Origin of the sequence: Bradyrhizobium murdochi (assembly GCF_000472965.1) — a bacterium.
Lineage (GTDB): Bacteria > Pseudomonadota > Alphaproteobacteria > Rhizobiales > Xanthobacteraceae > Bradyrhizobium > Bradyrhizobium murdochi.
Window position 1 is genome coordinate 160,814 of sequence record NZ_AXAU01000015.1, and the last position, 10,442, is coordinate 171,255.

Annotated in this window: 10 protein-coding genes and 1 pseudogene; 3 read left to right on the forward strand and 8 right to left on the reverse strand. The window is 59.2% G+C overall.

Translation table 11 applies throughout. The features are described from left to right. Nucleotides 1-373 precede the first annotated feature (373 nt). The 3 genes from YUO_RS0125840 to YUO_RS0125850 all read left to right on the forward strand — a co-directional run bounded on the left by YUO_RS0125840 (nt 374) and on the right by YUO_RS0125850 (nt 4,222). Entirely contained in the window at nt 374-1,567 is a 1,194-nt protein-coding gene (locus tag YUO_RS0125840) for a CaiB/BaiF CoA transferase family protein (RefSeq protein WP_028349870.1), read from the forward strand. Next, complete coding sequence (locus YUO_RS0125845) at nt 1,564-2,904, forward strand: helix-turn-helix domain-containing protein (protein ID WP_198028092.1); 1,341 nt, start codon at nt 1,564-1,566, stop codon at nt 2,902-2,904. Before YUO_RS0125840 ends, YUO_RS0125845 begins: the two co-directional genes overlap by 4 nt. 94 nt (nt 2,905-2,998) lie before the next feature. Then, complete coding sequence (locus YUO_RS0125850) at nt 2,999-4,222, forward strand: glycoside hydrolase family 88 protein (protein WP_028349872.1); 1,224 nt, start codon at nt 2,999-3,001, stop codon at nt 4,220-4,222. 213 nt (nt 4,223-4,435) lie between these two features. On the opposite strand, the gene YUO_RS0125855 is transcribed toward YUO_RS0125850, so the two are convergent. The 8 genes and pseudogenes from YUO_RS0125855 to YUO_RS45060 all read right to left on the reverse strand — a co-directional run bounded on the left by YUO_RS0125855 (nt 4,436) and on the right by YUO_RS45060 (nt 10,349). Further along, entirely contained in the window at nt 4,436-4,912 is a 477-nt protein-coding gene (locus YUO_RS0125855) for an Lrp/AsnC family transcriptional regulator (protein WP_028349873.1), read from the reverse strand. Between the two features lie 119 nt (nt 4,913-5,031). Then, nucleotides 5,032-6,204, reverse strand: coding sequence for a fumarylacetoacetate hydrolase family protein (locus YUO_RS0125860; protein WP_028349874.1), 1,173 nt, complete (start codon nt 6,202-6,204; stop codon nt 5,032-5,034). 9 nt (nt 6,205-6,213) lie between these two features. After that, nucleotides 6,214-6,615, reverse strand: coding sequence for a dihydrodipicolinate synthase family protein (locus YUO_RS0125865; protein ID WP_028349875.1), 402 nt, complete (start codon nt 6,613-6,615; stop codon nt 6,214-6,216). Between the two features lie 44 nt (nt 6,616-6,659). After that, nucleotides 6,660-7,820, reverse strand: coding sequence for a glycoside hydrolase family 88 protein (locus YUO_RS0125870; protein WP_198028093.1), 1,161 nt, complete (start codon nt 7,818-7,820; stop codon nt 6,660-6,662). Between the two features lie 70 nt (nt 7,821-7,890). Next, complete coding sequence (locus YUO_RS0125875) at nt 7,891-8,346, reverse strand: MaoC family dehydratase (RefSeq protein ID WP_028349877.1); 456 nt, start codon at nt 8,344-8,346, stop codon at nt 7,891-7,893. A 53-nt stretch (nt 8,347-8,399) separates the two neighbouring features. Beyond that, the gene (locus YUO_RS48985; RefSeq protein ID WP_028349878.1) at nt 8,400-8,741 is read right to left on the reverse strand and encodes a TOBE domain-containing protein; all 342 of its coding nucleotides are present in this window, start codon (nt 8,739-8,741) and stop codon (nt 8,400-8,402) included. 58 nt (nt 8,742-8,799) lie between these two features. Then, nucleotides 8,800-9,348, reverse strand: a pseudogene (locus tag YUO_RS48990) (ABC transporter ATP-binding protein); the annotation flags it as partial. Between the two features lie 54 nt (nt 9,349-9,402). Further along, nucleotides 9,403-10,349 (reverse strand): IS630 family transposase gene (locus YUO_RS45060; protein ID WP_156908776.1). Its coding sequence is split into 2 segments (ribosomal slippage): nt 9,403-10,008 and nt 10,011-10,349, totalling 945 coding nucleotides; the frame shifts between segments, so codons are not numbered across the junction. Between the last annotated feature and the right edge of the window lie 93 nt (nt 10,350-10,442).

Sequence of the window (10,442 nt, forward strand, 5' to 3'; positions counted from 1 at the left end):
CAGCACGCGATGATCCGCAATTCCGTTCGGCGTTTCGCGGAAAGCCAGATCGCGCCCTGGTCCCAGCAGTTGTGGAAAGAAGAAGTATCTTTGTACGAAATAAGGCTTGCAGGCTCGGCCTTGCCGGCCTGCCCTACCCTGCGTGTATGGCGGTGGCGGCGGCGAATGGCTGTCCTTCATTATCGTGCTCGAGGAGCTATCGCGTGTCGATTGCGGTCGCCAATTCGCCGCTGATGGCAAATTTCGATGCCAAGGTGCTGAAAATCGTGGAAGGCACATCCGAAATGCAGCGCACGATCATCTCGCGCGAATGAAAGCAAAGCGTGAGCGCTGACGTTTGAGAACAACTGCTGGGTCCAGCCATGAGGTTTCCATGCTCGAGGGCATTAAGGTTTTGAGTTTCACGCACTTTCTGCAGGGGCCTGCGGCCGTGCAGATGCTGGCTGACGCCGGGGCGGACGTAATCAAGATCGAGCCTCCTGGAGGCGCATTTGAGCGCGGCTGGTCCGGATTCGATGCCTTCAAGGAAGGCGTGAGCATTTTCTTTCTGCTCGGCAACCGCAATCAGCGGAGCCTCTCGCTAGATCTTCGCAATGAAAAGGCGAAAGAGATCGTGTTGCACATGGTGCGCGAAGCCGACGTGCTGGTTGAAAACTACCGCCCGGGCGTCCTGGAGCGGCTTGGCTTCGGCTATGAAGACATGAAGGCCGTCAACCCCCGCCTCGTATACTGCTCCTGCTCGGGTTATGGATCGTCCGGCCCCTACTTGAAACGGCCTGGCCAGGACATGTTGCTGCAGGCGATGAGCGGCATGACCATGCTCTCGGGCGGGGCCGACGCGCCGCCGACCCCGGTTGGCTCCGCAATTGTCGATCAGCACGCCGCCGCGCTTGCAGCGTTCGGCGTCGTTTCGGCCCTGCTTTCGCGTCAGCGCACCGGACGCGGCGCGCTGGTGGAGAGCAACCTTCTCAATGCAGCCCTCGATCTGCAGATTGAGCCGTTTACCTATTACCTCAACAAGGGCCGGCTCTGGGCGCGCACGGACCCGCCGCTGGGCAGCCGCTTCCACCCCGCTCCGTACGGGATCTATCGCACCGCGGACGGCTGGATCGCGATCTCGCTAACACCTATATCGCAGATGGCAGCGGCGCTCGACCATCCGAAGCTAGCAGCTTTCAACGACCCTAAGGATCCGATGCGTCGGCGCGACGAGATCCATCACATCGTCTATGAGCGCGTGCAGAGCCGTAAGACGGCGGAGTGGATGGAGATCTTCGATGCGCACAACATCTGGTACGCGCCGGTGAATGACTATGAGGAGGTCGAAACCGATCCGCAGGTCGCACATAACAACATGATCATGACGATCGAGCACCCTCAAGCGGGCGAGGTGCGGCTCTTGGCGCATCCGGTCCGCTACGATGGCGAAGCGCCACCGCTACGTCGATTGCCACCGCGGCAAGGCGAACATACCAGGGAAATCTTGGCCGAGCTTGGCTATGCAGCGGACGAGATCGACGCATTGTCTGACGGCGGGATAGCCATTACCAATAAGGCCGCCTCGTGATCATCACAACCAAGCCGGAAACCTGGCGGCTACCGAGCTTCAGCAAGTTCGAGATTGGCCGAACGCATGCGGTGACCCGCACTTTCACCGAAACGGAAGTGGACGCTTTCGGCTATCTCTCAGCGGATCCTGATCCTGGATACGATGGTCCGCAAACAGACGGGCGAGGCAGTCCTCAGCGGACTTTCGGCTTACAAGTATCTGCGTTTCAGACAGGGCCTTCGTTCCACTGCAGCAGAAATTCGCCAGACGGCGAATCCTCAAGAAAACGGGGCTGGCATATTAACGCGACTGATGCTATAAAAATGACTGAAATCGTTTTCAGAACTCAACGATTACCAACCATGGCGTCCTCAGAGCCGATGGATGACGTAGAAGGATCACCGGCGAGACTGGGCCGACGACCGGCGGCAGTCCGCTCCTTCGTTTCACGAGGCGAGCCAGCGCACCGGAAACCGTGTTGTTCACTGCCGGTCGTGAAGATAGAGCACTACGATTACGGCTCCGAGATCAAGTCGCTCAACATCCATTTTGCACCGCTGGAGAAGATGAAATCGACGCTGCCCTACCCGCATCGGCACGACTTCTATCATATCGTCTGGGTGACCCGCGGCACCGGCTGCCACATCATCGACTCCGTCAAATATGAAGTCCGGCCGAACAGCCTGTTCTTCATGGCCCCAGGGCAGATCCATGATTTCACGCTCTCGGAAGACGCGATCGGGCACACCATCAGCTTCAGCCCGGAATTCTTCGCTTTCAGAGTCCACAACCGGCATTCGCTCACCGACATTCCGATCTACAGTTTCGAAAATCTCAACAATGCGCTTTATTTGGACGATATGCAGGCCGAGAGCCTCCGCCAAATCACGGACGCCATGATCGAAGAATACACGGCGGAGAAGACCGGGCATGAGGATGTGATCTGGTCCTATTTGCGGATCTTCCTCATGAAGACGTCGCGTATAGCCGTACCTTCCGCCATCGCCGACCTGTCGTCCCGAAACCTGCTCCTGTCACGCCGCTTTAAGAGCGCGCTGGAGAAGAATTTCGGCACCATCAACGAGACGGCGGAATATGCCAGGCTTCTGAAGGTAACCGAGCGCGCGCTCAACGAAGCCACTCGCCAAGCGCTTGGTTCAACTGCGGCCCAGCTCATTCGCGAGCGGATCATGTTAGAGGCCAAGCGGCTGCTGCTGCACTCCGATATCAGCGTGGCCGAGATCGCCGATCGTCTCGGCTTTGAGGACCCCGCCTATTTCAGCCGCTGTTTCAAGAAGCACACCACCCGATCGCCGATCGAATTCCGCCAAAGCCTCGCCACGCTAAACCTCTGATCCGATCGCCGAGCAACCAAAATGGCTGCCCTCCAACCCATTTGGCGGTCCGCCACGAAGATCTCACCTAACCTATGTTTTCTCGGAAAGAAGCATGCCCGACACCACCAACAATTCGATCGAGCTCACTGCCGCACAGCGGCGACTGTTCACCGAGGTCCTGGACGTCATGGCTCGCAAAGTGGCCGAAGACGAGCCGACGTTGGGCGTCGAATTTCCGCATGTCACGGCACCGGACGGCTCCTGGATTAAGCTGCCGGCTTCGCTGTCTGCTGGCTATAAGGGCGAAGCCTGGAGCCACGGCAACTGGCTGTGCGGCTTCTGGGTGGGCCTGTTGTTGACCTGCTATCTGCATACCAAGGAGACGAAATACCTGATCTGGGCGCGCGAACGCATGCGGCTAGTGGCTCAGCGCGCGGACGACCCCAACACCCACGATATCGGCTTCATATTTGACAGCAGCGCTATCCCCGCGCACGTGATCACTGACGATCACTGGTATGCGGATCTCGCGATGAGGGCGGCTGACAAGCTTCGGGCACGGATTATCACCACGCGAAGCGGCGCGTATCTCGCCTCCTGGGGTCCGCTGGACGACCCCCGCGGGCAATGCAGTTCAGCGATCGACACCATGGCTAATCTCTCGCTGCTGTATTGGGCAACCAATTACAGTGGCGATCGCAGCTATCGCCTGGCCGCCGAAGCGCATGCCGACATGACCGCAAAGGCTTTCATTCGCCCCGATCATTCCACCTATCATGCGGTGGAGTACGACGTGGTGAGCGGCACGCGGAAGCGCGGCTATACGTTCCAGGGAGCGGGCAACGAATCCGCCTGGACCCGCGGTCAGAGCTGGGCCATCTACGGCTATGTCAACTCCGCGCGAGAGACCGGGCAGCGCCGATATCTGGACCTCGCGGAACAACTTGCAAATTACCATATGAAGCGGCTCGCTGGACGTCAGGTCCCGCCGTGGGACTTCGATGCGGCGGAGGCCGACGCCGACATTAAGGACACGGCAGCAGCGGCCGTGATCTCATCCGCGTTGCTCGAACTGGGGCGGCTGCATCCCGATGGCACCGCAGCTTCAGCGTGGACTGAGAAGGGATTGGCGATGCTGGAAGCGCTGTGCCGCGATGAGTTCGCGCGAGAGGGGTCGCATCGCGGCTTATTAAAGAATTCCTGCTACTCGAAGCCGCACAATGAGGGGGTGCGCAGCGCGACCATGTTCGGCGACTTCTTCTTCACCGAGGCCCTGTGCCGCGTCATGCTGCCCGGTAAGTTCCGACCGCTGACGGCTGTCCCGACACTCGCGTGAGATGAACTGGCTTTTCGCGAGCTGATCTGCCCAGCACGCGCCACTTCCAGGAATATCCAAACCCGCTCCCAATCCATCGACTACACTTTCTGAACGATCGCAACATTCAGCCGTCGTTGCACACGCGCTTTATTACAGCCGCACGGCTTGAGCTCGGCCGCCAGCTGGCCTCTCCGGCTGGACCTCAAACCGCTGCGCTCTAGCCTAGCTTGGTCACCAGCATGCGATAGAAGCCATTGGTAAAGTGAATCCGGCTTTGACTCTGTCCAAAACGACCATACTTTCAAAGCGCTTTATGTCTGGGTTTTCATCTACTAAGAGCCGAGTAAACTGCTCGTACTCTTCCATACTATTTGCTGTTACTAGGAGAACGAAGTCAGTCTGTCCAGTAACGTAGAATCCGCTCATCACCTCTGGCATTTTGCGGATTGTCTGCTTAAAGCGATCGACGATATCGGTCCGATCGCGCTCAAACGAAATGAGAACCAACAGGCTCACGTTCCGTCCGATTGCTTTTGGCGAGACGATTGAAACGTCTCCTTCTATGACGCGTTGTGATCGTAGGCGCTTCAGTCGGCGCTGAACTCCGGATGCAGACAAACCGACCTTCGCGCCGAGTTCTTCACTGGTCAGGCGATTGTTGCGCTGTACGAGGTCAAGAAGACGAGCATCAATTCTATCGAGTTGCATGGCTGCGCCACGTTCAGAAGATCGAAATTCCGGAAACCTGATGGGCAGTTCGCGCTCGGGGCGAGGCAGCAGAGTAGACGGCGGGAGCGCACATCATGCGCTCTCGGTGCGGCATCAGACTATAGATGTCTCCGAGCAGCCAAATTTTTCATCAATGCGGTTAAGCCGAAAGTCCAGTGCTCGCATTCGTCGCTCGGACGCATCCGGTTGACGAGCGTTCCGAGCTTTGCCGATTTGATGGTGACGATATCGTCGCGCTTGTGGGTAAAGCCTTGGCCAGGAATATCGCGGTCCTTTACCGGCGCGAACATCGTGCCAAGGAACAACACGAAACCGTCCGGGTACTGATGCGCGAGCCCGAGGGTCTGGGCAACCAGATCCTCAGGGTCTCTGCTGATCTTGCCCATCGATGAATGCGCATCGAGAATGAACCCGTCGTTGCCAGTGACGTTCATTGCAATGTCCATCTTGCGGATATCGTCGAGCGAAAAGGTCCGGTCGAACAGCCGCAGCAGCGGTCCAATTGCGCAGGATGCATTGTTGTCCTTGGCCTTGGACAGCAACAGCGCCGAACGCCCCTCGAAATCGCGCAAGTTGACGTCATTGCCAAGTGCAGCGCCGACAATCTTGCCTCGGCTGGAGACCGCGAGAACGACCTCCGGTTCCGGGTTATTCCAGGCCGATTTGGGATGAAGCCCAGCGTCCATTCCCGTTCCGACTGAGGACAGCACCGGCGCCTTGGTGAAAACCTCAGCATCAGGCCCGATTCCGACCTCAAGATACTGGCTCCAGGCCTGCTGTTCGATCAGTACCTCCTTCAAGCGCATCGCCTGTGGTGAGCTTGGCTTGAGTTTGGAAAGATCATCGCCGACCAGGCGGACCATCTCAGCGCGAATTTCCGCGGCCGCCGAGGGATTGCCGACCGCCCGCTCCTCGATCACCCGCTCCAGCATTGAGACTGCGAAAGTCACGCCGGCGGCCTTCAACACCTGAAGATCGATCGGCGGCAGAAGCCAAGGCTTGCCTAGGTCGCGGCTATCCGGAGGCGTGTTGCTCAGGATGCTATCGAGATCAGAGATCCGAGTGACGGGGACCTCGCGAATCGCGCCAACCGGATCAGCCTCCTCGGCCAGCATGCTCACGGTCGGAAACCGCGCGGTTAAGTCGTAGACGCCGTCCTCCCAAACAGCCACCACCGCAGGCCCGCCCCCAGAAGGCAGCCAGACCCGGCCGACCAGTGTCCCGGCGGTGCCGTCATCTGGCAGAACTGATGCAGCGTTCAGCGGTATCATGTGCAATCCTCAGGATCTCGCTCGATCTGCGTCGGCACGTGTCAGCGTCCCCACAGCCCGGCCCATACCATGGCAGGGTGGCATCAGCATCAACAGGCCCGCGCCGCGCTCGGTCGCATAGCGCGCCCGCTCCTCCGCGATCCGGGTGCTGAAATGGCTGCAGGTCACCATCACCGGCTTGCGACCAGCGACGTGCGACAGGCAGAGATCGACCAGCGCATCGCGCTCCTCGTCCGACAACAAGAACTGCTCGGAATAGTTGGCCAGAATGCAAATGCCGTCGACGCCTTGGTCGATCATGCAGTCCAGCAGACGCTTCTGTCCTTCGAGGTCGAGGTCACCGTCCTCCGTGAACGGAGTAGGAGCGACCGGGAACAAGCCGCTGTAGACCGGAGAGTCTGAACTTCTCATAACATGGCTCCACGCATCGGGAGAGGTGAAATCTATCGATATGTTTAGATCTTTTCAGCGTCGATCAAACCATCGAGGACGTTCAGCGACTCCAGCAGATAATAGGAGCCGAAGATCGTCTCAGCATTGGTCGCGGAGTCCCGCGCGCGGGCGTCGCGTCGTTTGTTGAAGCAGGCGCCGACCAGCATGCCCTGGGGACGGTCCTCCCCTGCCCCGACTGGCGTAAGATAGCCGTCGATCAGAGCCCTAGCTGTGCGCTCGCCTGCGTCTCGATATTTCGCGCGGAGGTCGGCGGACGGCGCAAGTCGCCCCAGCTTGAGCAGTGCCGAGCAAACGATTGCAGTGGCCGCCGTATCGGTCTCCGAATGGGGGATCGCAGGATCATCGAAATCCCAGAACGCCACCAGGCCGGGCGGCACATGCGACAGCCACCAGTCGGCGCCCGCGATCAGCTGCTGCATCCAGCGCTTTTCCTGCGGACGATGGGCAAGCGCGACCGCGGCATAGACGAGGCCCCAGGCCTGCGCCCGCGCCCAAACGCTGCTCTCGCTAAAGCCCTTGTGAGTAAAATGGCGGACGACCTTGCCGTTCGCTGGATTGAGCTCGCTCGACTGCACGATCGAACCGTCGGGCCGCATGTGAATATCCAGCACCCGCGTCGTATGTCGCGCGGCGACGTCAGCGAACGATGCTTCCCCCGTCTTCTCCGCCACCCAGAACAGGAGCGGAACCGCCTGCAAGGAATCGATGCTGCTGAAGGAATTGCCTACGTCCTCCGACTCCTCGGCGTCACCACCAAGCGGAATGAGGCCCAGCCTCGGCTCATATTGGCCCTTCAGCGATTGGGCAGCATCCAGCGCCAATGTCGCGGCATCGTTGTTCGCGCACAGGAGGTCGCCAAGTGCAGCGCCGTAGTAGAACCCAAAGCCCTTGAACGCAGTTTGCAGATGCGCCCGCGGCTTGAGCCGGCTGCTCCACAGCCTGGCAGCATCCAGATACCTGGAGCTCCCCGTTCGTCGCGCAAACAACCACAACATGCCCGGCCACGCGCCGCCGGTCCAGTCGCCGTCGACAGTCGTGGTCCATTTTCCCGTCGCGGCCTCGGCCCAGTGCGGGAACTCCGATTGCAGGCTCTCCAGCGTCTGATCGACTCGGCAGCGCATCCGTTCGATTGCCTCTTCCCATCGCGGCTTGGCTTTTCTCACCATTTCCTCCAGTTGCCTTTTCCGGCCACCTCTTCTTTCCACATACACGTGCGATCGCCTTCGGTATCGCCTAGAACGTAGGCCGCTTCGTCGCGTTGCGCGTCCATTTGAGGTGATGCTTACCTACGGCGACGAGTTCGCCATGCTGGTTGGTGACGTCCACATTGGCAAGCGTGCGGCGGCGCTCCTGGTCGATTTCGCTGATGGTATAGGTCACTGTCACCGTATCGTTGATGTAGACGGGCTTCAGAAACCGCACGCCATCGTAGCCGAGCGATACGGGTGTCGTATCAATGCCCTTTCGCAGGCTTTCTTCAATCATTCGGGTCGAGGCCGTTGAAATGAATCCGACCATCAGCGCGCCATGGGCAATGCGCTTGCCGTAAATCGAATGGCTCATGAATTCGTCGTCGACGTGATTTTGCGAAAGATCACCGGTCAGACCTGCAAAGAGATAGATATCGGACTCTCCGACCGTCTTCGAAAATCGAACGCTATCGCCGACGTTCGCCTGCATCACAGTCATTGTTCTTGCCTTTCCGCTGTTCGATATTCAAAGTGCATGACGCGTACAGACGACTATCTAATCGCCATTTCCGTTTTATCATCGAAGAATTGCAGCGCCTTGGCATCCACCCACATCTGCACGCTGGCATGAGGGCTGACCTCCGTCTCTGGCGAAATACGCGATGCCATGATCGTGCTGTCCGCAACGGTGAGAGCGATCACCTGTTCCGAACCAAGTTGCTCGGTGACGGTGACGACGCCGCTGAAGGATGAGCCCGCATTGTCTGAAGGAATGCCAAAACGTATATGCTCGGGCCGGATACCTAGAGTCACCGTCTTGGCGCCATACTTGCGCAGGACCGCCGCCTGTTCGAGCGGCAACTCGACCTTGAACTCCTTCGCCTGCGCAGACATGACACCGAGTTCTTCGACAAGCTCGACAGTTCATTGCAGGCGCCCCGATGAAGCTCGCGACGAACCGGTTGGCCGGTCGATTGTAGATCTGCAGCGGCGTGCCGATCTGCTGAATCCAGCCGTCCTTCATGACCACAACCCTGTCACCAAGCGTCATCGCCTCAACCTGATCATGGGTGACATAGACCGATGTGGTAGGCACGCGCTCGCGCAGCGCCTTGATCTCGATCCGCATCTGCGCACGCAGCTTGGCATCGAGGTTCGAGAGGGGTTCGTCGAACAGGAAGACTTGTGGCCGACGTACGATACACCGTCCAAGAGCCACACGCTGCTGCTGGCCGCCGGAGAGTTGAAACGGCTTGCGTGCCAGGAGCGGCTCCAGACCGAGCATTTGCGTCGCGCGGGTGACTTCGCTCGTAATTTCCGTTTCCGGGACTTTCCGGTTTCGCAACCCGAACGCCAGATTGTCGAACACCGTCATGTGCTGATAGAGCGCATAGTTCTGAAATACCATCGCGATGTCACGATCCTTTGGCGGCACATCATTGACGACTTTGTCTCCGATCCGGATAGTCCCGGCGCTGATGTTCTCGAGACCGGCGATCATGCGAAGCGTCGTCGACTTGCCACATCCAGATGGACCAACTAGAGCATGATGAGATTAGGTTTGTTCATATCCGGCGTTGGCGAAGTAATTGGCGCACTCGGCCGGTGAGACGGTATCGAGGATCGGAGCGATCGCATCGAAGACGGCCTCGGTGGTTCGCTGTGCGGCTTTGCGCAGCCAATGTTTGAACTTGGCGAAGAACTGCTCGATCGGATTGAGATCGGGCGAGTATTTCGGCAGGTAGAAGAGCCGGGCGCCGGCGGCGCGGATGGCAAGGCGAACGGCCTTAGCCTTGTGCGAGCCCAGATTGTCCATGATCACGATGTCACCGTGCCGCAGCGTCGGAACCAGAACCTTCTCGATGTAAAGAAGGAAGGCTTCGCCGTTGATCGGTCCCTCGATGAACCACGGAGCGGTGATGCGATCGTGGCGCAAAGCGGCGATGAAGGTCATGGTGCGCCAGCGGCCGTGCGGCACCTTGGATGTGATGCGTTGACCGCGCGGCGCCCAGCCCCGCAGGGGCGCCATATTGGTTTTGGTCCAGGTCTCATCGATGAACACCAGGCGAGTGGGATCGATCCGATCCCGATACTTGGTCCACTGCGCCCGCCGACGCGCGACATCGGGACGGTCCTGCTCGGCGGCAATCAGCGTCTTTTTTTGTAACTGAGTTTCTCAGCGTGGACGAACTCCCACATCGTGCGGTAATCGACCTTGAGACCACGCTCGGTGAGCTCGGCCACCAGCCCGCGCACGGTAAAATCCGCCTCCCGGCACCTTTGCATCAGCCATTCGCGGTGCGCTCCCGCAATCTTCTTTGGCCTATAGCCACCGATCTGGTCCGGCTTGACGCTGCCAGTCTCGCGGAAGCGCCGTACCCAGTTGATCGCTGTGCTGACACCCACCCCAAATTGGGCGGCCGCCTGATGCCGCGACAAGCCGCCCTTGATGACGGACCTGACCACCCGCTCGCGAAGATCTTCCGAATAGGCTCGCCCCATCCATGCTGGCCTCCTTCCAGCCAGCATGTTGAATCAGAACCAAGCTGATTTGGGAATCCTCAATCGATTCAAACTAGACCCATCCCGCTCTAG

What these genes read in the sequence shown, in the direction of transcription:
- YUO_RS0125840 (WP_028349870.1), top strand. Translation starts at nt 374, where the DNA reads ATGCTCGAGGGCATTAAGGTTTTGAGTTTCACGCACTTTCTGCAGGGG.
- YUO_RS0125850 (WP_028349872.1), top strand. Translation starts at nt 2,999, where the DNA reads ATGCCCGACACCACCAACAATTCGATCGAGCTCACTGCCGCACAGCGG.
- YUO_RS0125855 (WP_028349873.1), bottom strand. Translation starts at nt 4,912, where the DNA reads ATGCAACTCGATAGAATTGATGCTCGTCTTCTTGACCTCGTACAGCGC.
- YUO_RS0125860 (WP_028349874.1), bottom strand. Translation starts at nt 6,204, where the DNA reads ATGATACCGCTGAACGCTGCATCAGTTCTGCCAGATGACGGCACCGCC.
- YUO_RS0125865 (WP_028349875.1), bottom strand. Translation starts at nt 6,615, where the DNA reads ATGAGAAGTTCAGACTCTCCGGTCTACAGCGGCTTGTTCCCGGTCGCT.
- YUO_RS0125875 (WP_028349877.1), bottom strand. Translation starts at nt 8,346, where the DNA reads ATGACTGTGATGCAGGCGAACGTCGGCGATAGCGTTCGATTTTCGAAG.
- YUO_RS48985 (WP_028349878.1), bottom strand. Translation starts at nt 8,741, where the DNA reads ATGTCTGCGCAGGCGAAGGAGTTCAAGGTCGAGTTGCCGCTCGAACAG.